This window comes from Acinetobacter sp. 802_lipA (assembly GCF_058242885.1).
Genome location: NZ_JBZAYP010000001.1, coordinates 748,978 through 773,798 on the forward strand (window position 1 = coordinate 748,978; position 24,821 = coordinate 773,798).

General features: G+C 41.8%; 24 protein-coding genes and 2 pseudogenes. 15 read left to right on the forward strand and 11 right to left on the reverse strand.

The annotated features are described in order from the left end of the window. The first annotated feature begins 300 nt into the window (after nt 1–300). The 6 genes from AC4CU3_RS03735 (at nt 301) to AC4CU3_RS03760 (ending at nt 7,188) form a co-directional block, all read left to right on the forward strand. Nucleotides 301–1,391, forward strand: a protein-coding gene (locus AC4CU3_RS03735) for an IS4-like element ISAba33 family transposase (protein WP_490738457.1) whose coding sequence is annotated in 2 segments (ribosomal slippage) — nt 301–841 and nt 841–1,391 — 1,092 coding nt in all. Because the reading frame shifts where the segments join, the coding sequence is not laid out codon by codon here. 196 nt (nt 1,392–1,587) lie between these two features. Further along, nucleotides 1,588–2,136 carry a TetR/AcrR family transcriptional regulator gene (locus AC4CU3_RS03740; RefSeq protein ID WP_279044831.1) on the forward strand — a complete coding sequence of 183 codons (549 nt, stop codon included), beginning with the start codon at nt 1,588–1,590 and terminating at the stop codon, nt 2,134–2,136. Between the two features lie 12 nt (nt 2,137–2,148). Next, complete coding sequence (locus tag AC4CU3_RS03745) at nt 2,149–3,798, forward strand: MFS transporter (RefSeq protein ID WP_279044834.1); 1,650 nt, start codon at nt 2,149–2,151, stop codon at nt 3,796–3,798. 32 nt (nt 3,799–3,830) lie between these two features. Further along, nucleotides 3,831–4,991, forward strand: coding sequence for an HlyD family secretion protein (locus AC4CU3_RS03750; protein ID WP_279044836.1), 1,161 nt, complete (start codon nt 3,831–3,833; stop codon nt 4,989–4,991). 63 nt (nt 4,992–5,054) lie between these two features. Then, nucleotides 5,055–5,924, forward strand: a complete 870-nt coding sequence (locus AC4CU3_RS03755; protein ID WP_279044838.1) for a pyridoxal-phosphate dependent enzyme — start codon at nt 5,055–5,057, stop codon at nt 5,922–5,924. A 64-nt stretch (nt 5,925–5,988) separates the two neighbouring features. Continuing rightward, on the forward strand, nt 5,989–7,188 hold the full coding sequence (locus AC4CU3_RS03760; RefSeq protein ID WP_279044839.1) for a BaiN/RdsA family NAD(P)/FAD-dependent oxidoreductase: 1,200 nt from the start codon (nt 5,989–5,991) through the stop codon (nt 7,186–7,188). A gap of 21 nt (nt 7,189–7,209) precedes the next feature. Here AC4CU3_RS03760 and AC4CU3_RS03765 read toward each other — a convergent pair whose 3' ends face one another. The 4 genes from AC4CU3_RS03765 to AC4CU3_RS03780 form a co-directional block, all read right to left on the reverse strand. Beyond that, complete coding sequence (locus AC4CU3_RS03765; protein ID WP_171500578.1) at nt 7,210–7,362, reverse strand: hypothetical protein; 153 nt, start codon at nt 7,360–7,362, stop codon at nt 7,210–7,212. Between the two features lie 167 nt (nt 7,363–7,529). Then, the gene (locus tag AC4CU3_RS03770) at nt 7,530–7,721 is read right to left on the reverse strand and encodes a hypothetical protein (RefSeq protein WP_148826515.1); all 192 of its coding nucleotides are present in this window, start codon (nt 7,719–7,721) and stop codon (nt 7,530–7,532) included. A gap of 59 nt (nt 7,722–7,780) precedes the next feature. Next, nucleotides 7,781–9,487, reverse strand: coding sequence for a mechanosensitive ion channel (locus AC4CU3_RS03775; protein WP_058869131.1), 1,707 nt, complete (start codon nt 9,485–9,487; stop codon nt 7,781–7,783). Nucleotides 9,488–9,650: 163 nt separating this feature from the next. Further along, nucleotides 9,651–9,929 carry a hypothetical protein gene (locus tag AC4CU3_RS03780; RefSeq protein WP_159151709.1) on the reverse strand — a complete coding sequence of 93 codons (279 nt, stop codon included), beginning with the start codon at nt 9,927–9,929 and terminating at the stop codon, nt 9,651–9,653. A 288-nt stretch (nt 9,930–10,217) separates the two neighbouring features. Here AC4CU3_RS03780 and AC4CU3_RS03785 point away from each other — a divergent pair, with 288 nt between their 5' ends. From AC4CU3_RS03785 to AC4CU3_RS03805, 5 genes are all read left to right on the forward strand, one after another. Continuing rightward, nucleotides 10,218–10,640, forward strand: a complete 423-nt coding sequence (locus AC4CU3_RS03785) for a hypothetical protein (protein ID WP_004694572.1) — start codon at nt 10,218–10,220, stop codon at nt 10,638–10,640. Nucleotides 10,641–11,207: 567 nt separating this feature from the next. Beyond that, a complete protein-coding gene (locus AC4CU3_RS03790) occupies nt 11,208–12,152 on the forward strand; it encodes a transporter substrate-binding domain-containing protein (RefSeq protein WP_010326225.1) in 945 nt (314 codons plus the stop codon). Nucleotides 12,153–12,220: 68 nt separating this feature from the next. After that, nucleotides 12,221–12,964: an amino acid ABC transporter permease gene (locus AC4CU3_RS03795; protein WP_005399958.1), complete on the forward strand. Its 744-nt coding sequence runs from the start codon at nt 12,221–12,223 to the stop codon at nt 12,962–12,964. Next, a complete protein-coding gene (locus AC4CU3_RS03800; protein ID WP_005399959.1) occupies nt 12,964–13,647 on the forward strand; it encodes an ABC transporter permease subunit in 684 nt (227 codons plus the stop codon). Before AC4CU3_RS03795 ends, AC4CU3_RS03800 begins: the two co-directional genes overlap by 1 nt. 14 nt (nt 13,648–13,661) lie before the next feature. Beyond that, a complete protein-coding gene (locus AC4CU3_RS03805) occupies nt 13,662–14,387 on the forward strand; it encodes an amino acid ABC transporter ATP-binding protein (RefSeq protein ID WP_171253719.1) in 726 nt (241 codons plus the stop codon). Nucleotides 14,388–14,449: 62 nt separating this feature from the next. On the opposite strand, the gene AC4CU3_RS03810 is transcribed toward AC4CU3_RS03805, so the two are convergent. Then, nucleotides 14,450–15,172 carry a carbonic anhydrase gene (locus AC4CU3_RS03810; protein ID WP_279044848.1) on the reverse strand — a complete coding sequence of 241 codons (723 nt, stop codon included), beginning with the start codon at nt 15,170–15,172 and terminating at the stop codon, nt 14,450–14,452. 724 nt (nt 15,173–15,896) lie between these two features. On the opposite strand from AC4CU3_RS03810, the gene AC4CU3_RS03815 reads away from it, so the two are divergent. Continuing rightward, nucleotides 15,897–17,084, forward strand: a complete 1,188-nt coding sequence (locus AC4CU3_RS03815; protein ID WP_279044843.1) for an ammonium transporter — start codon at nt 15,897–15,899, stop codon at nt 17,082–17,084. 70 nt (nt 17,085–17,154) lie between these two features. Here AC4CU3_RS03815 and AC4CU3_RS03820 read toward each other — a convergent pair whose 3' ends face one another. Then, on the reverse strand, nt 17,155–17,847 hold the full coding sequence (locus AC4CU3_RS03820; protein ID WP_279044844.1) for an HAD family hydrolase: 693 nt from the start codon (nt 17,845–17,847) through the stop codon (nt 17,155–17,157). Nucleotides 17,848–18,011: 164 nt separating this feature from the next. Between AC4CU3_RS03820 and AC4CU3_RS03825 the strand changes: the two genes are divergently transcribed. Next, on the forward strand, nt 18,012–18,722 hold the full coding sequence (locus AC4CU3_RS03825) for a phosphatase PAP2 family protein (RefSeq protein ID WP_279044850.1): 711 nt from the start codon (nt 18,012–18,014) through the stop codon (nt 18,720–18,722). Here the strand turns inward: AC4CU3_RS03825 and AC4CU3_RS03830 are convergent. The 4 genes and pseudogenes from AC4CU3_RS03830 to AC4CU3_RS03845 form a co-directional block, all read right to left on the reverse strand. Beyond that, nucleotides 18,712–20,028, reverse strand: a complete 1,317-nt coding sequence (locus AC4CU3_RS03830; RefSeq protein ID WP_184118933.1) for an ATP-binding protein — start codon at nt 20,026–20,028, stop codon at nt 18,712–18,714. The genes AC4CU3_RS03825 and AC4CU3_RS03830 overlap by 11 nt on opposite strands. Nucleotides 20,029–20,030: 2 nt before the next feature. Further along, nucleotides 20,031–20,711, reverse strand: a complete 681-nt coding sequence (locus tag AC4CU3_RS03835) for a response regulator transcription factor (protein ID WP_004694591.1) — start codon at nt 20,709–20,711, stop codon at nt 20,031–20,033. A gap of 3 nt (nt 20,712–20,714) precedes the next feature. Continuing rightward, entirely contained in the window at nt 20,715–22,373 is a 1,659-nt protein-coding gene (locus tag AC4CU3_RS03840) for a phosphoethanolamine--lipid A transferase (RefSeq protein WP_279044846.1), read from the reverse strand. A gap of 422 nt (nt 22,374–22,795) precedes the next feature. Further along, nucleotides 22,796–23,533: pseudogene (locus AC4CU3_RS03845) on the reverse strand (porin); the annotation flags it as partial. A 35-nt stretch (nt 23,534–23,568) separates the two neighbouring features. Here AC4CU3_RS03845 and AC4CU3_RS03850 point away from each other — a divergent pair. Next, entirely contained in the window at nt 23,569–23,874 is a 306-nt protein-coding gene (locus AC4CU3_RS03850) for an IS630 transposase-related protein (RefSeq protein ID WP_000122230.1), read from the forward strand. Between the two features lie 47 nt (nt 23,875–23,921). Further along, nucleotides 23,922–24,416, forward strand: coding sequence for an IS630 family transposase (locus tag AC4CU3_RS03855; RefSeq protein WP_005402037.1), 495 nt, complete (start codon nt 23,922–23,924; stop codon nt 24,414–24,416). Between the two features lie 2 nt (nt 24,417–24,418). On the opposite strand, the pseudogene AC4CU3_RS03860 reads toward AC4CU3_RS03855, so the two are convergent. Further along, nucleotides 24,419–24,808, reverse strand: a pseudogene (locus AC4CU3_RS03860) (porin); the annotation flags it as partial. Nucleotides 24,809–24,821: the final 13 nt, after the last annotated feature.

Below are 24,821 nucleotides of genomic sequence, written 5' to 3' on the forward strand. Positions count from 1 at the left end.
TTGGCGTAATATAAATGATTTAAGTTAACCAAAATTCGATTTAAATATTTATCCGACGTATTGAAAAAACTATCTTGGCGGAGTCTTATCTTGTTTTATTCAATTTCTTCATCAGCCTGCGGCTCGCCCTACTTTTGTTTCGACAAAAGTAGGAAAACCATTGTCATCTGCAAAACCTGTTCATTTCTTGGATTTATTCAAATATAGCGAATAAAACATTATCTTATTTCTTTGTACACGACAAAAAAATATAACTCATTGAAATAATGGCATAATACTTGTTTTCTGACGACGAATATGATGGCACATTTCAATGAGCTATATCTCATCTTAAACAAATATCTAAAGTGGAACAAGTCACATGTAAAATGTTTTACACTGATTATGCTTGCATTAATTGTAAAACAGACATGTAATCTTTCTTCTGCATCTAAAGCCTTACCCATCAAGTGCTTACCACAATCATTTTATCGACGTATACAACGCTTCTTTGCAGGTCAGTATTTCGATTATCGTCAAATTTCTCAGTTAATTTTCAATATATTTTCATTCGATAAAGTCCAATTAACTTTGGATAGAACTAATTGGAAATGGGGAAAACGAGATATCAATATCTTGATGTTAGCCATCGTCTATCGTGGAATAGCCATACCTATTGTTTGGACATTGCTCAATAAACGTGGAAATTCAGATACAAAAGAGCGTATTGCTTTGATTCAACGCTTTATCTCTATTTTTGGTAAAGACCGTATTGTGAATGTGTTCGCAGACAGAGAATTTATCGGTGAGAAATGGTTTACATGGTTAATTGAAAATGACATTAACTTTTGTATACGTGTTAAAAAAACTTTATTGTGACCAATCACTTAGCCAAGAATCATAAAATTAGTGATTTATTTCGTCATCTTCAAGTTGGTCAAACTGAATGTCGTAAACGACGTATTTGGGTTGGTCGAGTGAAACTGTATATTAGTGCGCTACGATTAGAAGATGGAGAACTTTTACTTGTTGTTTCTCCTATGTTTAATGCTTCTGCTATTCGTGATTATGCATTACGCTGGGAAATCGAAACGTTATTTAGTTGTCTCAAAGGACGTGGATTCAATCTTGAAAATACTCGTTTAACAGACCCTAGACGAGTCAAGAAATTGATAGCAGTGCTAGCTATCGGTTTCTGTTGGTGCTATTTAACAGGTGAATGGCAACATGATCGAAAAAAAGCGATAAAAATAAAGAAGCATGGACGACTTTCAGTAAGTTTATTTCGCTACGGTTTGGACTATGTTCAAATGGCTATTCTACGTTTGATTGGTTTTGGAAAAAAAGAGGAATTTAAGAAAATTCTAGCAATTTTAAGAAAGAAAAAGCCTGATAGGACAAGGGCTCTATGAAATTTGTCGTGTACAGAGATCTTATTTACACTATGCAGGTTTCAGATGACGTTTCCGAGTCGCCTATTTCTTGTCGAAATTAGATTAAATTAGAAAAAGACAAAGGGGTTTACAAAATCTTACAGGATTGAATATTTACAACGGACACTTTTGTCCGTTAAATAATAGCACTCCCCAATTAAATGAAATAATCACCATGACCAGTCGCCAACAGCGCGCTGCACAAAACCGCGAGGAATTGCTGGAAGCCGCAGTTCAGGTTTTTCGTACACACGGGATAAATGCGCCCTTACAACAGGTGATTGACGCAGCCAATGTCGGACGGGCGACTTTTTATCGTAATTTTGATGACCGTCGTGCTTTGGTGATTGCCTTAATGGAACAAGCTTTGGAACGCCTCGCAATTCGTGCAGAAGCATTTTCTCAGTATGAAGATGGTTTTATTCGTTTAATTGAAAACCATGTCTATAACTTACCGTATTTAACCGCACTAATGGAATATTGGCGGGTGATTGACCGTGATGATCCTATCATGGTCGATATCTACGCGCGCCGCGATGCTATTTTACAACCGCTGATTGATCAAGCCATTCGCCACGGCGTGTGTCGTCCCGATTTGACCACCCAAGATTACGCCATGATTACGGCCATTTTAAGGACTTCATTTCAAGGACTGACCGATATAGAGCAACAACAACTTGCACAACGTGCAATTGAGCTCTTACTCAATGGTATTCGGGCATAAAGGTCACCACTCATGACACAGCCACCGCGTTTACTCGAACCTGCGCCAAACTGGACTGCTGAAGAAAAACCAACCCTACCCGGCTCTCCTGCCGTGATTGCGCACTCCACGCCTAAGCGCTTCATATATTTTTTTATTGGTTTGTTTGTCGCACTGTCTGCCAGTCTCAGTAACGGTTTTATTACCGCAAATTTACCCTTAATTCAGGGTGAATATGGACTAACACCCTCTGAGGTGGCATGGATTCCTGCGGCTTATGTCATGGCTAATGTCAGTGCGAACCTGATTCTGTTTAAAGCCCGCCAACAATATGGTCTGCGTCTATTCTCTGAAATTGGTCTACTGATTTTTATTGTGGTTTTGGTTTTACACGTCTTTGTGCATACCTTTGAAATGGCGGTATTGGTACGTTTCATTAGCGGCATGGTTGCAGCACCACTCAGCTCTTTAGGCATGTATTACATTATGCAGGCCTTTAAGCGGGAAAATTTTGGTCGCAGTATCTATTTGGCTTTAGGCTTCCAACAACTCGGTATTCCCTTGGCATGGATCATTTCTCCATACCTCATTGATGTGAATAACTGGAATGTCCTGTATACCTTTGAAATTGGTTTAGCGCTGTGCTGTTTCGCAATGGTGGTGTCGCTTAAATTACCCCGCAGTTTAAGAATTGCTGTTTTTGAAAAGCAAGACTTCTTCACCTTTGCCCTGCTTGCGCCCGGTTTTGCCTTTTTGTGTATTGTGCTGACTCAAGGGCCTATCTTGTGGTGGTTTGAAGTGAAATGGTTGGCCTATTTGCTCATTGCAGGGTTCAGCCTGATTGTGATTGGTTTGGTCTATGAGCATTATCGGGTCAATCCACTGATTATGACGCGTTGGCTGGGGACATCATCCACGCTTCGTTTTATCATCGGAGCCTTTGCAATTCGCTTTTTAATGTCGGAGCAAAGTTATGCTGCCGTCAGTTTTCTCAAAACTATGGGCATGGGCCCCGATCAATTTGTCCCGCTCTATGTGGTGATCTTTTTCGGCATCGTGTCTGGAACCTTATTTAGTGCCATCACTTTTTCACGTGAACGGATTATTTGGCACTTACTATTAGCAGAAGTTTTGGTGTTGATTGCTTGCGGGCTAGATTTTCACCTCACCAGCGATATTCGCCCTTCCAACTTCTACGGCAGTCAGTTTTTGGTGGGCTTTGCCAGTGGTGTATTTATTGGCCCACTCTTGATCACGGGTATCTTAAGCGCCATGCAAAAAGGCCCCACCCATATTGTCACGTTCATTGTTTTATTTTCAGCGACCCAAACTTTTGGTGGCTTAGTCGGTTCATCGTTTTACTCTACCTATCAACAAGTCCGAACCCAAAACTATCGTGCTGAGATGATTCAGCAACTCCCCGAAACCAATCCATTGATTGCACAGCGTCTTTTAGCGTATCAACAAAGTTCGCATAGTTACACGCTGGATCAGCAGTTAGAGCAACAACAAGCCTTAAAAAATCTCAATCAAGTGGTGACTCGAGAAGCTCAAGTGCGTGCCTATAACGATGTGATTAGCTTCAATGGTGTCGTTGCCATGTTGCTGTTGTTGTGGGGGGCATTCCTGATTGCACGAAATCAATATCAACTGCGACAACAAGCGAAAATCGGTCCTGCCTAATACTACTGCTCCCTATTTATTGAGAAATTGTTATGTCTGAAGATCAAAAACCAATAGCTCCCGCTGAAACAACTGCAACTTCTGAAGATGCCTCTCAGCCTGAACAGCCCGTGACAGCAACAACACCGATTACGCCGCCTTCGAGTAAACTGATTCCAACAGCAAAACGGACCTTGATTTTGATGTTTGTAGTACTGATCATCGGTATTGGCATCATCTTGTGGGCATGGAAAATTGGGCCATTTGACAGTGCCGTTGAGTCCACTGACAACAGCTATGTCAAAGGTAAAACCACGGTGCTTTCTTCGCAAATTAATGGCTATGTCAAAGATGTGTTGGTCAGTGATTTTGATCACGTCAAAAAAGGACAGGTGTTAATGCATATTGATGCCACGACTTATGACCAAAAAGTGACTCAAGCAGAAGCTGGGGTGGATCAAGCGCAAAATAACCTATCTAATCAAAGCCAAAATATTGCACAGCGTAAAGCCGATATTGTGGCGGCAGAAGCCAAAGTTGAACAAGCGCGAGCAGCCTATAAACTGTCATTGGCACAACAGCAGCGCTATCAACAGTTGGGGGACTCTGGCGCAGCGTCTAAATCAGAACAAGACAAAGCCTTTGCCGATACCCAAAATAATTTAGCTTTACTGCAACAAGCACAGGCCAATGTATTGGTGGCGAAAGAAGCGCTCAAAACCGCTCAAGTGGCTGAGACAGGACTCAAAGCACAAGTGACCAATGCCGCTGCACAACTGGATCAAGCCAAAACAACCAAAAATTACAGCAGTATTATCGCCCCGATGGATGGGCAACTGGGTGAAGTCAATCCACGTGTGGGACAATATGTGGCCGCAGGCACACAGTTGCTCTATCTGATTCCGCAGCAGACGTGGGTCACAGCTAACTTTAAAGAAACTCAAATTGCCAACATGAAAATTGGGCAAAAAGCATGGTTCACGGTGGATGCCCTCAATCATCAGAAATTTACAGGCCATGTCGAGCAAATTTCCCCAGCGGCGGGCTCAGAGTTCAGTGTGCTTAAAGCCGATAATGCTACGGGCAACTTTACCAAAGTGGTGCAACGTATTGCTGTACGGATTGCAATTGATCCGAATCAAACGGGCATTGAAAACCTACGTCCAGGCATGTCCGTAATTAGTTCGGTCGATACCCAATCTGCACAACATTAATCTTGTGCAGAAGAAATTCATTTTCATTTACACTATGCTCTAAGCCGAGTTGATAAAAATTCTATGTTTGACCAAATTGCCCAAACCATTCCCTATCAGCAAATTACTGTCGAAGGATTTGAGGTCAGCATCAAACGTTTAGACTTGGTCCATCCACACATTTCAGGCAATAAATTTTTTAAACTGAAATACAATCTATTGTCGGCGCAGCAACAAGGCTATAAAAAACTGCTGACTTTTGGCGGTGCCTATTCCAATCATATTGTCGCCACGACCTATGCAGCGCAGTTATTTGGTTTTGAGAGTCTAGGCATTATTCGAGGCGAAGAACTGGCCTGTAAACCCCTGAATACAACTTTAAATACAGCACAGCAATTCGGCATGCAATTGCAGTTTGTGTCCCGTGAAGCCTATCGTCAAAAGCAAAATCCAGCATACTTAGCACAGTTACAACAAGATTATCCTGATTATTATGTGATTCCCGAAGGGGGAACCAATCCCCTTGCCATTCAAGGCTGCACAGAAATTCTCTCTGATGCGGATCGAGAAAATTTCGATCTGATTTGTTGTGCCGTAGGGACGGGTGGCACCATTGCGGGTCTGATTGAAGCCAGTGATCGTCAACAGCAAATTTTGGGCTTCTCCGCACTCAAAGGTGATTTTTTGAGTCGAGAACTACAGCAACTGACTGAAAAACGAAATTGGCAAATTACCGATCAATATTGTTGTGGCGGTTATGCCAAAACTAATACTGAGTTATTGCAGTTTATCCATGCTTTTGAACAGCAATATGACATTCCACTGGAACAAATTTACACAGGCAAAATGCTGTTGGGCTTAAGCGATTTAATTCAACAAGCTACATTCCCCATAGATCATCGTATTTTAGTGATTCATTCAGGTGGGTTACAAGGTCGTTTAGCTACGCTTTAGATAGTCCTGAAAAAGCAAAAAAGATGGTCTATAATGCCCTGCTTTATTCTCCCGTGAGTGTGTCATGTCCGCAAATCAATATGATGTCTTAGTTTTAGGTGCAGGTGCATCTGGCTTAATGACAGCCTATATGGCAGCTCAACGCGGACGTAAAGTGGTCATTGTAGAAAAAGCCAATAAAGTCGGCAAAAAAATTCTCATGTCAGGTGGCGGTAAATGTAACTTTACCAATCTGTATGTCGAGCCAAGCAACTTTATTTCACATAATCCGCATTTTGTGATTTCAGCCCTCACTCGCTATACCAATTGGGACTTTATTGGGATGGTTTGTGAGTACGGTATTGAATATGAAGAGCGTAAACACGGACAGCTGTTCACCCTAAAAGGTGCCAAAGAAATTTTAGCTATGCTGTTGAGCGAGTGTGAAAAAACAGGTTTGGTCGACATTAAAACCAACTGTGAAGTAAAAGCCATCACCGCACTCGATGAGCAGGGTTTTCAAATTGCCACGACACTAGGGTATTTTGAAGCCGAATCTGTGGTGATTGCATCGGGTGGTTTATCTATTCCGACCTTAGGCGGCTCTGGGGTTGGCTATGAAATTGCAAAGCAATTTGGTCACCATGTATATCCAACTCGCGCAGGTTTGGTGCCTTTTACCTTTTCAGATAGCTTTAAAGAAGTGACCACACGCTTAAGTGGCAACGCGGTCGATGCGACTTTATCGAATGACTTAAACGCTTTCACCGAAGCCCTTTTATTTACGCATCGTGGGCTCAGTGGGCCAAGCTCGCTACAACTGTCGAATTATTGGGATGTAGGACAAAGCTTCAAAATTGACTTCTTGCCAAGTGTGGATTTGCAAGACTACTTAAAAGCCAAGAAGCACAGTCAACCCAAAGCCCTACTTCGCACTTTACTGGGTGAACATTTCCCGAAAAGTGTGGTGGTTGAGCTGCAAAACCTGATTTGGCCTGAACTGGCTGAAACAGCGATTGGCCAACTGTCGGATGAAAAACTGGAGTACATTGCAACACGCTTGCATGCGTTTGAAGTCAAACCATCAGGAACTGAAGGCTACCGTACTGCTGAGGTGACTTTAGGCGGTGTAGACACCACTGAAGTTTCATCGAAAACCATGGAAAGTAAAAAGCAAAAAGGCTTGTACTTTGTTGGCGAAATACTGGATGTCACAGGACATTTGGGCGGATTTAACTTCCAATGGGCATGGTCATCTGCACATGCCGCATCAGAATATGTCTAAGCCATCTGCTTAAATGATAAATTATTCTAAATAATCAGTGCGTAGCAGTACGCACTGCTTTTGCTTCTGCTGACGGGCAAGCGCTAAGTCCATTTTCGCAATGGCAATATGGACATGGCTCGGTTGAATCACTGAACGTTTCGCCATCAAAGTTTTTTTTAATATTTGCATCATCTGTTTTTTCCTTTTTAAACTGCAATTTATAAAAATAAATCGTGAAATATCCATGCAGCTATCACAAAAGTATAGGCATGTAAGTATTTCTAATTTATGAAATATCCATATTCCACATGCATCAAACATACCAAATTAAAGTTCATTCAACACTATAGACTTTTGTATTATTTTTCATCAGATTCAACCGCATCACGTCCCTCAGTTGCCGCAGTGGGTATTCTTTCAGCATTAGCGTGTGTTGTTGTATCGATCTTCGGTTTTGCAAAGACAAATTTATAAGCACTCACAAAAAATCCAACCGTAATACCCGCAATGATGATTGGGGCAAAATATTTATTTGGGGCTTTTTTTGACATCAGTTTACTCCAATAAAAACACCAACCGCCATCAGCGGTCGGTGTTTAGTGTGATTAATTTAGTCTGGATCTTTGGGGTGAACGTCAATATCTTGTTCAGCTTCACCCGTTGAACCAAAAGGTTTATTTAAAGGTTTATGCGCAGGATCGACCTCTGCTGTAGTGGGAATATCATCTGCATGTTGATATTCCTCTGCAACCGTTGGTGTATCCATTTGCTCTTTCAGTGGGGCATGCTCTTCTTTGCCTTGTGCTGATTGTGTGCTTTCAGCTTTGGCCTGATAAAGTGGATTCGGTTGCGTACCTTCTTTTTTGGCTTTATCTAACAAATCGGTCAAAACCCGTTCCGCAGGTTGACGCCCACCGAGACCAAAAGCCAGTGCAAATGCAATGGCAACTGCCCCAAGCGTTAAGCCAAAGGCCAAGTTTACGATCGAGTCTGCTATCCCCATGGCACGCAAGCCCATCGCCAACACTAAGCCAATGATCAAGACACGAACAATGTTCGCCACCCAACGAGAACTGTTGTATTCACCACGCTCAATCACCTGTGCAACCAAGTTCGCCAACCAGAAGCCCACACCCAAAATGACTGCACCCAATAGGATGTTTGCACCAAACTGGATAAACATCGCAATCAAACCACTGATCTGTTCAAAGCCGAGTCGATTTGCTGCTTCAGAGACCGCAAATAACATGGTAAAGAACACAATGAAATAACCCACGACGCAAGACGCTTTGGTGTTTCCTAAGAAACGTTGCAAGCCAACTTTGTTTGGAATGTCATCTACACCTGTTCCCGACAAGACTTCAACCACAAGACTTGCGACAAAACGTGACACCACATAGGCCAAAATTAAAATTAATGCCGCTGCAATGATGTGCGGAATTGCATTCATGATTTCATACAGCATGGCCGTCGCTGGTTGAGAAATTGCATCAATGCCTAAAGCTTCAAACGCAATAATCAGCGCTGTGATAATAACCATTGCAAAAACAAAAGATCCGAGCACTTTAGCCAAATCTGAGTTTTTAAACAGTCCTACTTTTTCAACCTGTTTTTGTACATCTAGGCTTCTCAATAAGCCCTCAATAATGCCCCGTACAATTTTGGCTAGAATATAACCTGCAAAAACAATTACACCCGCAATAAAGATATTTGGTAGATACAGTACGGCTTCATTGACCATATTTTGGATCGGAAAGAGCAGCCCAGTCAGACCGAGTATCGACAAAACAATGGGTAAGAATAGCAATAAAATCAACCAATAGACAATTTCACTGATGTTTTGACTCAGCGTACTGACTCCGACATCCTGACTGAGTTTTTCATCTAACTGAGTTCGATCCAATCCTTTTTGTAAACCCACTTTGACCAGCTTTGCCACAATCCAGCCAATAAAGCCCACAGCAACAGCAGCCAACAATTGTGGTATAAACAACAAGAACTGTTGAACCATATTACTAAATGGCCCACTTACACTGGTGAGATTGAGAACATTAAGTGCACCGATCACCGCAATAATCAAGATGAGCCAAAACACAACTCGAGAAATAATATTTTCAATATTCGAGCGATGGCCAGTAGCACTGGAAAGTTTTTGGTTGGTCCCGAGTTTGGTTAAAACCTTTTTCACAGCACCTGCAATCAATAATGCAATAATCCAACCAATGATCAGGATGGCGATTGCGGACAGGATTGGGTGAAACTGGTCCCAATAATACATCGCATCAAATCGACCCTGATGCCCTACATAATCATTCATTTTGTTCTCCCTCTTGTTGTGTCTACATCACAGCGACCTTTGCTCAACTACAGATTTTAGTTTTGAAGTGATTGTCTGCCATGAGGTATGAATGAGAAATGGAATACCTTTTGATGACTGCTAAAGAAAAAACCCCTGTACATTACAAGGGCTTTAGTCACATTTAGCGGTCAGTTGCAGTCGCCGTATTGCTATCGGTGGCTACCGCTTCGTCACCTGCTGTTGCAGTGGTGCTATTATTCGGTGTTGCAGGCTCTGCGCTCGGATTCGGATGACCTGGAGGCGCCTCATTCGGATTTGGCTTGGTATCTGCAAACATATAAAATAATAATGCGATTAAGAAAATTCCGACCAATGCCAATATATACAAGGGCACGCGTTTTTTCTTCTGCCGCTCCTCTGGCGTTTGTACATGGGACGGTTTATTGAAATCATGTGGCATATGTTCCCCCTCAATTTTCTATTATCAAGTTGTCGAATTCTCATACTAACAACTGCTTGTGTAGCATTGTGTTTCAAAGCATAGTGAGATAGTAAACAAGCGCTTTATTTTAAGTTAAATTGTTATTTTTTATGGTTTTAAAAAAAGTCACTCTTCTGTCAAATCAATGTTAAAGGTCATATAAAAAGTATTTCATATAGGCGTAGACAAAAAGAGTCTGGCGAACAGCGCTCTTCAACTGAATTTGCGCTATAATTATGCACCTTGTTTTAGCTGTTTTTGGACTTTATGGCATATCGTCAACAAAGTGTAACGCTTGATTTAGACACTGATGTTACGCACCAATGTCATTTGCACTACACGCGAGACCAACATCTTATTGGTATTATTGAATTTTCTAAGCCTAGTTATATTCTAAAATGGGGCGATCTGGAGTTTTTCCGTCGTCGTACTGAAGAGTTTTCAGTGATGCCTTTTCCTGAATGTGTCAATGCCATGATTATTGACATTCGAAATGTGCAAGCCTTTTTAGACAATGAAACACCCATCATTCCTTGGCGCTTACTGGAAGAAGAATGTCCTGTGCGTTTAGTTGTACCTCAAGACCGTTTAGATCACTATATTGGACTGTTTGAGCCAACATGGCTGACGACGGATATTGAAACGGCTATTTCTGAAATCCGTGAATATATGGATATGTTTGTGCACTAAGCACTTCTTGATACACATCTGCTCATATCCTCTCATTGCGATTGTGCCCTATCATTTGTTCATAACGTACAGTCGCTTTTATTTTTTAGTTTTTAATCCCCTGCGGAAAGTGTAGGACAGTAAACCGAATCTAACTGACCTTTATATACTGCGTCATAAAACGGATCATCTTCAAAATAAAGCACTTTTCTTTGCTATTGCAGTTTTAGCATATTCTACACGAAAAAAATCCATTCTGTCATGCATCCATAACGAAACGCATAGCCAACCCTGTGGCATTAGACATTAGCCTAATAAAATGAATTAGAAAACTTGAAATGGCACGCATTATGCATAATTTTCTTTTTAATATCAGAGGAATATAGCGATGCACTTATTTAAAGCATTATTAACAAAATATTAAAAATCCCTCTTGAGCAGCAAAAGCAATCTCGATTAAGATGCAGACTAAGCTGTAAAAAAATACCATAAAAAGAACATCTTTTGCACAGAATAAAGCTTTAACCCGATTCTGACGTTTTTGATAAAAACAATGCAATTGATGCTGCAAACAAAAGGAGTTTGTACATGACCATGCAACGTAATCTTTCTGCCCTATTTTGTGCAAGTGCACTTGCGCTGAGCCTCAGTGCATGTAGCGACAACAAAGCACCTGCAACGGATGCAGCTAGCACTGGCGCAGATGCTTCACAGTCAGGCACTTTAGATAAGATTAAAAAATCAGGAACCATTGTTTTAGGTTACCGTGACTCCTCTATTCCATTCTCCTATATCGCAGACAATCCAAATCAACCTGTCGGTTATGCACATGATTTACAGCTCAAAGTGGTTGAAGCTGTTAAACAAAAGCTGAATATGCCTGATTTAAAAGTTCGCTATAACTTAGTCACCAGCCAAAACCGTATTCCATTGGTTTCAAATGGCACAGTCGATCTTGAATGTGGTTCAACTACAAACAACAAAGAACGCCAGCAACAAGTTGATTTTTCTGTGGGCTTCTTTGAAGTGGGTTCACGTTTACTTACTGCAACCGATTCAGGCGTGAAGGACTTTGCTGACTTAAAAGGCAAAAAATTAGTGACTACAGCAGGGACAACCTCTGAACGCTATATCCGTCAGCATGAAAAAGAACTCGGTATTGGTGAAGTGATTTCTGCCAAAGACCATGCTGAATCATTCTTGATGCTCCAAAGCGGTCGTGCTGCTGCGTTTATGATGGATGACATTTTACTTGCTGGAGAGAAATCGAAAGCCAAAGATCCAAACAAGTGGCACATTGTCGGTACAGCACCAATTCAAGAAGTTTATGGCTGTATGTTACGTAAAGGCGATACTGGCTTTAAGCAAGTGGTTGATGATGCAATTAAAGCCACTTATAGCTCAGGTGAAATTAACAAAATGTACAACAAATGGTTTGAACAACCGATTCCACCGAAAAATATTAACCTGAACTTTGCTATGTCAGACCAACTTAAAGCCTTAATTGCAAACCCACATGACCGTGATCAGTAAACGATAAAGGAAAGATTAATGTTCACTCAGGCAAAGTTTCTTTGCCTGACCTATTTTAGGGGATTGTCATGAATTATACCTGGAACTGGGGCGTCCTTTGGCAATCCACAGGCGTCGGAGATAGCACCTATCTCAGTTGGATTTTGATTGGTTTAGGCTGGCTGTTTGTTATTGCCATTGTGGCTTGGAGCATTGCAATGGTGCTCGGAAGTATTCTCGGCATTATGCGCACGCTTCCCAATAAAACCGCACGTTCTATCGGCACTGGTTACGTCACCATTTTTCGTAATGTACCGCTACTGATCCAATTATTTATTTGGTTTTATGTGGTGCCGAATTTCTTACCTGGTCCGATTAAGTCATGGTGGATTAACGATTTAAGTGCAGGAACAACAGCGTTGATTTCAGCCAGTATCGGTCTTGGACTGTTTACCGCAGCACGTGTCTGCGAACAAGTCCGTACAGGCATTGAAGCCTTACCTACAGGACAGGTCAATGCAGGTTATGCCATGGGGTTTAGTACCGCACAACTATACCGCTATGTCATTTTACCGCAGTCCTTCCGTACGATTTTGCCGCCTCTGAGCTCCGAGCTGACCAACTGCGTCAAGAATACTTCTGTGGCCTCTTTGGTTGGGGTCTCCGAGATTATTTCGCAGATGAAAACCATCAGCGAATATACGCAGAACACCATCGAAATCTATACCTATGTCACGATTATATTCATCGTTATCAACGTGTGCCTAATTACCTTAATGACGCTGCTTGAAAAACGTTTGCGTGTCCCAGGTTTAATTGCAGGAGCTAAATAATGGAATGGCTCACCGCATTTACCCATGATTTGCAGTTATCTGCACCCGCCCTATGGCATGGTTTAAGTATCACTTTAAAAGTGGTCATCATCGCCACCATTGGTGGTATTTTCATTGGCACGCTGTTGGCACTGATGCGTTTGTCTTCAATTCGCATCTTGAATTTAATTGCCCAAGGCTATGTCAATTTATTCCGCTCGATTCCACTCCTATTGGTATTGATGTGGTTCTACTTTGCTGTACCGTTCATCTACACCACAGTCACGGGAAATTACCTGACCATTGATACCGCTTTGGTCTCAAGTATTGTGGCGTTCATGTTGTTTGAAGCAGCTTATTTCTCGGAAATTGTACGTGCAGGGATTCAATCGATTCCTAAAGGACAGTCTGCCGCGGCTTATGCACTAGGCATGACCTATGGTCAGTCCATGCGCTTAATCATTTTGCCGCAAGCCTTTCGTAAAATGACACCGCTGCTGTTACAGCAAACCATCATCTTATTCCAAGACTCGACCATGGTGTACGCCATTGGCCTACTCGACTTTTTCCGCACCAACTACGTGCGGGGCGATTTGATGTCTCTATTAACGCAATATATTTTATTTGCAGGCCTAGTGTATTTCACCATCAGTATGCTAGCCACATATGCAGTAAAACGATTACAAAGGAGGTTAAGCGTATGAGCGACCAAAAATTAATGATTGACCTCCAAAATGTCAGTAAATGGTATGGCGATTTTCAAGTATTAACCGATTGCACCACACAAATTTGCCAAGGTGAAGTGGTGGTGGTCTGTGGTCCATCCGGCTCAGGCAAATCGACCCTAATTAAAACAGTGAATGGACTGGAAGATTTCCAACAAGGTCAAATCACAGTCGATGGAATTCCGATTAAAGACCCTAAAACAGATTTGACCAAATTACGCAGTCGCGTAGGCATGGTGTTTCAGCATTTCGAGTTGTTTCCACATCTCAGCATTACTGAAAATTTAACCATTGCCCAAATTAAAGTATTGGGGCGCTCTGAAGCTGAAGCAAAAAAGAAAGGCTTAGGCTATTTAGAACGGGTTGGGCTGAGTGCACATGCACATAAATTTCCAGCACAACTTTCAGGTGGACAACAACAACGTGTCGCAATTGCCCGTGCATTAAGCATGGATCCGATTGCCATGTTGTTTGATGAGCCGACATCGGCACTTGACCCTGAAATGATTAATGAAGTTCTTGATGTGATGGTCGAGTTGGCACATGAAGGCATGACCATGATGTGTGTCACCCATGAAATGGGCTTTGCCCGCCAAGTGGCCAACCGTGTGTTGTTTATGGATCAAGGTAAAATTGTCGAAGACTGTAGCAAAGATGATTTCTTTAACACCAAACGCGGTGATCGTGCTCAACAGTTCTTAGACAAGATCTTGCACTAGCACAGACGTGTTATCCCACATTAAAAAAGCAGATCACACGATCTGCTTTTTTAATTCCCGCTCTAGTCTAAAACCAAGCGCGCATTGGTGGCTTGAACAGGACGATTATTCGGATATCCCATCAGTGCAGCGAAGTTTGCGATTTGCTGTGCTGATGCCTGCTGAATATCTTTTAAGACCACCCAACGTACACCTTGAGTACACGGCGGTGTCGTGAGCGAACCATTAAAACGGTAGTACTCGCGATGTGTCGGCAGAAATTGATCTGCGTTTAAATTGAGTGCTTTCTGGGGTTGCCTGTACTGCTGCCATAGTCCATCAAGTGCTTGATTCTTTTTCCCTTGTTCATACATCACCGCAACCACAGCCAGCTCTCCTTTTTCAGAAGCATGGACTAAATGTAATTCCATCGGAAAACTTTTGCCGTGAATCGTATTTTCAGAAGGGCTATGTAAATGCATTTGCAATAATTGAAATCGTTCTCCCTCTAAACTTAAATAACTGCCTTGATGAAAATTGGCTTGTAAAGTATGAGGGAGCTTCACGATACTCGTTGCAGCAGTTTTATAATCAAAATCAAGTGGCGCAAGGTCTGCTGAAATCACATGCTCAATATTAATGGGTGATTGATTATGCCCCGCACAAGTTTGGTATTTGGTGTTGAGCTGGCTCCAATACTGCGGTGCTGTTTGTGCTTGATAACCCCAATCCGAAGTTACTTCACTACTGGCCCAAGCCATCACACATGGGAGACCAAACAATGTTGCTATTAGTTTTTTCTTCATCATAATCCATCAAAAAATATCGGTTTAAAACGCCCCAATATCCTCTAAGAAATCACGCTCAAGCAGCAAAACCTAAAATGCCAATTCTGCCTGCTTGTCTTTGTTTTTTGTGCAAACTCTGTAATCATAACTTTTCAGCAAAAAGCCAATATTGCCCGACTATTTTGTCTCGTTCTAGATGAAAAATGCTGAAATAGGACTGATCATATATGACAATAATTACAATTAATTACATGTAGTTATGTGATTATTCACCTTTTATCTGTGATAAATTAAAATAAGAATGAGAAAATACAATCATGTTTAAAAACTTTCACTGATGCACAATCAGCACGCACATTTCATGGCATGAGCGTTCCAAAAGAGAACAAAGCAACGAAGACTCAAATAAAAATAGTTGCTGACCGAATTTTTTTATCATTTTTTGAGTTACTGCTTTTTTGGCTTAGCTCAAGAGATAAAATATACACCTGTATATTTAAAATGTAAAAACTTAGATAACCATAATATATTCATAAACTTAATATTAATTTATATTTTAACCCATGCACCACTGCAATGCACAAACACCATCATGGTGCATACTTTTGCTTTATATCGAGTCTTGTTATTTTTAAGCAAAACTTAATCAATATTTCCTTTTTGCTGAGATCTTCACGAAATTACAGGCATCAGTATACTGAGTTTCTTTTTGCAAAATTTTGCACTCAAATGGAACCTAAACATGCAAAATATTGACTTACTTTTTCTTCTTCTTGGTGCGGTTTTAGTCCTTGCCATGCATGCGGGCTTTGCTTTTTTAGAACTAGGGACAGTTCGTCATAAAAATCAAGTCAACGCTTTAAGCAAAATTTTAACGGACTTTTCACTTTCCGCAATCGCCTACTTCTTTGTTGGTTATTACATTTCCTATGGACATCATTTTTTCCATATCGGAGATACCTTAGCGGCGGATCATGGCTATAACCTGATGCGCTGTTTTTTCCTGCTCACTTTTGCGGCCGCAATTCCAGCCATTATTTCAGGCGGTATTGCCGAGCGTGCTAAAATGCGCTCACAAGCGATTGCAACCGTGTTATTGGTGGCCTTGGTTTATCCTTTCTTTGAAGGAATCGCATGGAATGGCAACTTTGGTTTACAGCAATGGCTACAGGACACTTTCGGCGCAAGTTTCCATGACTTCGCAGGTTCAGTGGTTGTACATGCTATGGGAGGCTGGATAGCTTTGGCTGCGGTGGTTTTACTCGGTGCACGTGATGGTCGCTACAAGAAAGATGGCCGTGTCAGTGCGCATCCTCCTTCGTCTATTCCGTTCTTGGCTCTAGGTTCATGGATTTTGATCGTGGGTTGGTTTGGCTTTAACGTGATGAGTGCACAACGTTTGGATGCAATTTCAGGACTGGTCGCGATTAACTCACTTATGGCCATGGTTGGAGGAACCTTAGCAGCCAACTTCGCAGGAAAAAATGACCCAGGCTTCTTACACAATGGCCCTTTAGCGGGTCTTGTGGCAATTTGTGCAGGTTCGGATGTCGTACATCCGATTGGGGCATTGGTGATTGGCGCTATTGCTGGACTGATTTTTGTCAAACTTTTCACCTACACCCAAAACAAGCTAAAAGTCGATGATGTACTCGGTGTATGGCCTTTGCACGGCGTATGTGGTGCCTTTGGTGGGCTTGCAGTCGGGATCTTTGGTCAAAAATGGCTTGGTGGTTTGGGCGGTGTTGCGATGATGTCACAGCTGATTGGTGCGCTCTTAGCAATAGGTATAGCTGTTATTGGTGGATTGGTGGTCTATGGCGCTTTAAAAGCCACGATGGGCATCCGTTTAAGTCAAGAAGATGAATTTCGCGGTGCAGATTTATCTATTCATAAAATCTCTGCCAACTCAGATGACAGTATGTTCTAAACACATTTCCACTTTAATGCGGCTCACATGGGCCGCTTTTTTTATTCGTATTGAACATGATAAGAGGCTTTTAGCGCTCTAAATAATCAAAAATCTCGGACAATACAGTGATACTCGGTGCAGACATCTGTACTGAAGGAACATGAAAGCCTGATAACCACAGTGCTTGCATTCCTGCCTGCTGTGCACCTTGTACATCATTGATAGGATGATCACCGATAAATAAACACTGCTCCACATCAACAGCCAGTTGCTGTGCGGTGTCAATAAAAATATCAACTTCGGGTTTGGCTTGGCCAAACAATCCAGAGCTATTGATCACATCAAAATAATGCTGAAAACCCAAGCCATTTAATATAGACAGCCGTGTGGTATGACCACCATTTGAAATAATGGCGAGTTTATATCCTGCTTGCTTTAGACGGGTCAGTGTTTGCTCAGCTTCAGGCATCGCCACTGCACTGGAACCAAACTGTGCAAACCAAAAATTGCTTAATTCTTCTAAATGCGGAGCCACCTGCCAGTTTAACTCCTGTAGCAACGCATAAGCCACTGAAGCACCGATGCTGGGATGAGTTAAATACTCTTTTAAGGGATAACCACCATTATCAATCCGATTCACAATCGACTCAATCTGCTCCACATCAACGCAGTTAAGTTGGCTTTGATAAGTATCGGCAAGATCTTGACTAAAAGCCGCAACACTTCGTCCACGATGCGTCAAGGTATTATCCAAATCAAATAGAACAGCACGTATCGACATGTTTAAACCTCATGTATTTGAGAGCAAATGTAACACTGAACCGACACTTTGTATTCGCCATAAAACGATAACCAAAGCACAGATCATGCTAAAGCCGATGAAACAGCGTTTATGTTAAGCCTCGCTTAAGCTGACGCTGTTTGAATAGCGCTTATTTTCAGAACATGGCCTCACTTGTGTCGGATCAGCAACGTTTTTTCATCCTTCAGTTTTTTATTTTGACGCTAGGTTTTGCCGTATTGTGGCTGCTCTTCCCTGTGGCGGGCACCATCGACTTACAACTGATTCACCCTTTTATGGATCAAACAGGTCATTTTCCACTAAAGCGCGACTGGGCCTTAGCAGAACTGAATCACCGTTATGTCAAAGACATCATCATCGCAGTGTATGTAATTTATTTGCTGAAATGGCTCGCTTCATATAAATGGGCTGCGTTCAAACCCCGCCGTTGGCAAAATGGCTATTTCATTGGTTTAGTACTCATCAGTACCAGTCTCATTGGGATTTTAAAATCACAATCCGCACATGCCTGTCCATGGGACATGACTCTAGCCACGACACATGATTTCTTTTGGGACTTATCCGCCAGCGCAGGACATTGTTTTCCTGGAGGACATGCTGCGACAGGTTTTGCGCTCTTTGTGGGATATTTCGTATACCGTCTAAATGAACCCAAACGGGCGTGGTTTTATTTGCTTGCTGCCCTAGTTCTAGGCTTTGTAATGGGTTGGGCGCAAATGATGCGGGGTGCACATTTCCTCAGTCACAATTTATGGACGGCATGGGTGATTTGGCTGGTCAATGTACTGGCATATGCGCTGTGTTATAAGCAGTTTACACAGCCCAGCCCAAATCAAACCCAAACTACAGCTTAAAGATCACTTGAACTTGTAACCCCCCCAATCCTGCACTTTGTCCAAAGTGCAGTTTGGCGCCAATTTTTTCCGCGGCTTTATCAACAATGGATAAGCCCAGTCCACTGCCGACTTCCAGATGATGATGTACGCGATAGAAACGCTTTAAGATATGATCATAAAGCTCTGGCGCAATGCCCGGCCCACTGTCTTCAATTTGAACAATGGCTTGCTGATCTTGCTGATAAATGGAGACATTAATCACGCCCTGTTCAGGCGTATATTTAATCGCATTATCCAAGAGATTATAGACAATAGAATGTAAGGCTGAACTTTGAGTTTCTATCCAAAGTGCTTCATGCTGTTCTAAGCCCAAATCGATGTTTTTCGCTAGCGCCAGCTCCATCAGTTGCTCCATACATTCAACTGCCACATCACTTAATCCTAGTCTTTGTGTCGGTTCTAAACTTGGTACAGAAGCATCCTGTTTTGCCAAATTGAGCAATTGTGATACCAAATGTTGAGTCCGAATTAAGCCTAGACTTAGGTTTTTTAACGCTTGGTGTTCTGGAAATTCATGCAGCAAAATTTTCATTTGCAAATTCAGTGCGGTAATCGGGGTTCTGAGCTCATGCGCTGCGTCGGCAATGAATTGCTTTTGTTCTTGTTGCGACAGCGAAATTCGTTCAAATAAACGATTCATTTCATTAATGGTCGGAAGAATTTCTAAAGGATAACCGTCTGGCCGAATCTCACTCAGTTCATATGGTTCACGCTGTGCAAGTTCCGCTTTAAACTCATCTAAGGGCTTTAGACTACGTCCAATAATCCAACTCAGTCCCCATAAAGCCAAAGGCATAAACAGTAAATATGGAATCAACATATTGGCCGCCAGCTCTAAAGCCAGCTTTTGTCTTACACTGCGCTGCTGACTGACTTGAATTTGATACTTTTCTGTTGGCAGCACATAGGTATTCCATAGCCCCTGTGCCGTGTGATGGGTATAAAATCCAGCTTTTTTAACGGGTTGTATTAATAAATCAAACTCATGTTGCCGTTGTTCAGGCAGCCCATACGACCAGACATCTACAAATAAATCTTCTTCGTGATAGTGTCTGTCCGCCTCAAATTCACTCTTAATTGGAGCGGGATCATGCGCTGCAACACGCTCTGCCAAATTACGCATTTGTGCATCGAGTATCTCATTGGTCTCTTCAAGGGCAATGCGATATGCTGCAATCACCAACAAACAGCCCATCACAATACTAAATAAAGAGGTATAGGTAATTAGTTGACGCTTTAAGGAAACAGGAGTCGACTTCGCCATCGTTATGCTTCAACCTGCCCCAAACGATAGCCTAAACCTCGAATGGTACGGATAAAGTCTTTGCCAAGTTTGGCACGTAAATGGTGAATATAAACTTCAATGGTATTGCTGTTAATTTCCGAGTCAAGGTCATAGAGCTTTTCTTCCAAATTGGTTTTGGAAAAAATCTTATTGGGATGACTGACCAGAGGAATTAAAATAGCCCATTCTCGGTTCGACAAATCAATGGTCTGCCCTTTGTACTTGGCTAAGTGCAAATCTTCATCTAACTCTAGACCTGCATAACTCAAAGTCTGGCTTTGCTTTTGCTGTTTTAACGCGCCACTACGACGTAATAGTGCATGAATACGTGCCAGCAACTCATCAAACTCATAAGGCTTAATTAAGTAATCATCCGCACCATGGTTTAAACCATCGACTCGATTTTGTAACTGATCTCTCGCTGAAATAATCAGCACAGGCAAAGTCGGATAAAGCGAGCGAATATTTTTTAGGACCTGCATCCCATCCATCATCGGTAGTCCCAAATCCAACAACACCACATCAAATGGATATTGTTGTAATTGCTTTAAACCATCAAAACCATTATTGACCCATACCACATCAAACTGCTGATAACGCAGCAGCGTTTGTGTGGACTCAGCAATCATAAAATCATCTTCAATAATCAATATTTTTGACATGGTCTAAGTGCTCGCTTTGGTCGCAGTACAGTGTTCTAACATATTATTTTTTGAATCAATCACCGTACTTTTTACCCCAAGTAAACTCAATAAGCTTGGGAACAAATGATCTTGGCTTAATTCTTGGCTTTTTTGTTGCCCTAAGCAAGCGATTTGTTGTGGATTCTGCCTTTGCCATGTTTCTGAAAACCACATCAGCATCGGCACGTGGGTCTGTTGACTCGGTGCAATGGCATAAGGTGAACCATGTAGATACAACCCGTGCTCACCAGTCGACTCACCATGGTCAGATAAATACCAAAAACCAGTTTCAAAATTTGAGTTTTGCTTTAATACACCAATCAGTTGACTCAACACATGGTCGGTATAAACAATGGAGTTGTCATAACTATTTTTCAGCTGTTCAGGTGTGCAGGCTTGAATGGCATTGGTTTCGCACATCGGTTGGAAAGGCTGAAACTTAGGCGTTGAACGCTTATAGTAAGCTGGTCCATGACTGCCCATTTGGTGTAACACAATTAAACGTGGCGTTTTATCATCAGCCGCAATACCAGCCATATAGGCTTTTAAGCTATCCACCAAAATTTCATCGCTACATTCACCATCGGCTGAACACCATTTTTTTTGTATCGGTTCAGGAATTTTATACTGCTCAACCCGATCACAAACGCCTTTGCAGCCAGAGTTATTGTCAATCCATGTCACTTTGTAACCAGCACGCTGTGCAAGGTCTAATAAACCTTCACGGTGGTGCGCTAACTGTGCATCGTAGTTTTCACGTGGCATGCCTGAAAACATACAAGGCACAGAAACCGCAGTGGCTGTACCGCAAGAACTGACTTGATTAAAGTTGATGACATTGAGTTTTTCCAGTTCAGGATTGGTCTTTTTCGCATAGCCATTTAAAGAAAAACTTTCTGCACGTGCCGTTTCACCAACCACCAAAACCATCAATTTCGGCAAATTTTGCTGTCCGACTTGCTTCACCAAATGGGCATCTTCACCATAAGTCACCAACGGTAAATGCGGCTGTGATCGATTTTTTTTATAATATGACAGCGTTGAACTGATCGCATTTTGCGGTGAAATCATCCCTTTGAGATCACGATGCTCACGGAAAATCGCTGCATAATCAACAAAGAAAATAAACAACATGCCTGCAATCAGCAAAATAGAGACTGCACTACCGAAGAGCTTGTGCAATAACACGGTTTTGAAAGGATCACAGCGGATTTTGACCTTAAATAAGATGACTAAAGGTAGCACCACCATCGCCCCAATCCACAGCACAAGACGCCATGACAACAAGTCGCGCACTTCATTGCCATCGGTTTGCATCATGTTTTGGATCTGATCTGGTGTGATCGAAACACCTAAACTGTTGACAAAATAGGCACTCATTCCACCAATGATGATCAATAGCGCAGCCACCCCTTTAGCCATCGGTCGCCACTGTAACAGCTGAAAAACCAAATGATAAAAAGCCAACACCACCAAAATGGTAGCACCGATAAAGGCATAAGCTTTGAAACCATGATAGGGCGTAAGCAACTGAACTTGCTTATAGAACATCACGTTTAAAACCACGGCTAACCACAGCGCCAAATATACGTTAAAGCGCGAAAGTGAAACTTCTTTAAAAATAGACTGCAAATTGAACATTTTAAATCATGTCTTGCTGAGCGGATGCCCCAATGTAGTTTTCTAAACTTAAAACTCGCTTAAATAAAAAAGGCGCTGTGGCCGAATATATAAAGTCATACCGATCAGTTAAGCAATCAGACGCCCTTTTTGAGCCGCCCAATATTATTTGATACTCGGAAACGTCATCCGCAACCTGCATCTCCATTTAAAAGGAATGTTTTGGCAAAATGATCATTTAAATGCAGAAAAGCAAAAGGTTTTGCGGATGACAAATGTTTTTGGTTCTTTTGGCTACGCAAAAGAACGGACGAGCTCCAAATATTGAATTTTAAAATACGAAGATTCCATCATGAACGACAAAAAGTTAAGGAGTTTCTATAAAACTCCTTAACTCATTCGCATTAATCTTTAGAGACTTTGCCCTTTCTATCACTTAAACATTAAAATTTGTACTCGATCCCCGTACCTACTACAGGTTGTTTGGTTTCAAATGATGCTTGTTCAAGCGTCAAAATCCCTGCGTAACCATAAGCTTTGACTTGCTTGGTAAAGGCATAGTCAGCACCTGCAATAAACTGCTGCGCATCAAAGTCTTCTTTAGATGTTTTAAAGCTGGTTGAGTTTTGACTGTATTGCGCTTTCACAGTCCAAGCTTTGGCAGTCGGTAAGTTATATTCAGCACCAACCAACCAGCCTTGTGCGTCGTCTATGGCAGCCGCGGCAGCATCATTGCCTTGTACATCCGCCACTTCAGAAGTTTGATATAAGGCTTTCAGCGCTAAACCATTATTCAGATTTACTCGACCAATGGCACGTAAGGTATCTGCTGCTGCAAAGGCACTACCTGCCACCCCGCCAGTCACCTCAGGCGCTGACGCATTCAAAGTGACACGGCCTGCAAAGGTTGACGGAATGGCCTTATCATAACCAATACCTGCAACAAACTTTTTACTGTCATAGACCACTGATGCTGACCAAGCATCGCCCAGACCACGCCCTGCAACTTTTGCCCCGCCTTTAGATTTTTCAATACCACCAGCTTCACCTGTTGCTAACAGTGCCGCAGCTTTCAGTTTACCCGCGCCCACTCCCCAAGCAGGTGTTTCATAGACCAGCACGTTATCGACTCGGTTTTCACCCGTGAAAATCCCCGCCACATCGGCTTTGTTGGCCACATATAGTCAAATCATTATAAAACCAATACAATGGTGCAATGAGTTATTCAGAACATTTTAGACGTAAAATTTTAGCTAAGCTTGAGGAAGGTTATTCTATTCGAGCGGTAGCTGCACAATTTGAAATTAATAAAAATACCATTGTTGAATGGAAGAAACGTATAGAGATTAAAAAAACTCGTGTACGTAAACCTTCTAAAATTAACGATGATGCTTTACGTGAAGATGTTGAAAAGTATCCTGATGCTTATCAATATGAACGTGCTGCACGTTTTAATTGTGGTGTTTCATCTATTGGTGCTGCATTAAAGCGCTTAAATATTACAGTTAAAAAAAGACGTTAAGCCATCCTAAAGCAGATACAAAGCTTAGGGATAAATTTATTCTGCAAGTGAATGAATTAGAAAAAAACCATCCGATTATTTATCTGGATGAAAGTGGTTTTAAGTCACATGATTATAGACCTCATGGCTACTCACGAAAAGGAGTACCCTGTTTATGGCAATATAATTGGCAATTAAAGAATCAGACCAATGCCATTGGAGCAATCCATGAGGGTAAGTTATTTTCAGTCGGTTTATTTGACTGCAAAATCAATTCAGATGTTTTTCATTTTTGGATTGAGCAATTCCTCATACCGGCATTACCAGAAAATAGTGTAGTGGTTATGGATAATGCAGCATTTCATAAAAGAGCAGATATTCAGGAGTTATTGGAACAACAAGGGCATAAAATTCTTTGGCTTCCTGCATACAGCCCTGATTTAAATCCTATAGAACACATGTGGGCATGGGTTAAACGTAAGCGTAAAGAATGGTTGATCGACTCAGTCGATGAGTTATTTCGAGTTTTTTTCGAATCTTGTATGAATAATAAAGTAGTTTGACTATAGTTATTAAAGGTATCTACCACTGAAGACAATTGTTTAACGGGGGTATCAATTTTACCGACTTTCAATGTTCCCAATTTCTGGTCTTGTAAGCCGACGAGTAAATTACGTGGAACGAAAGTATCCGTGCTACCGCCATTGTCCACATAGAAGGTAAATTCAGCTTGGTATAGTGCATTTAAGCGATCTGTCAGCTTCTCTTCACCTTTTAACCCCAAAAACGAACTGTTAGAGTTCAACTCGACCACATCGCGGTCTTTATTTGGCGAGGCATTGTCTTCAGGTAAATAATCGGCCGTGACATCAATTTCACCATAAAAAGTAGGTGCTGCGAATGTTACCCCTGCCACTAAACTTAAAGCGATTGCGGCTGCAATTTGTGTTTTCATTATCAAAATATCC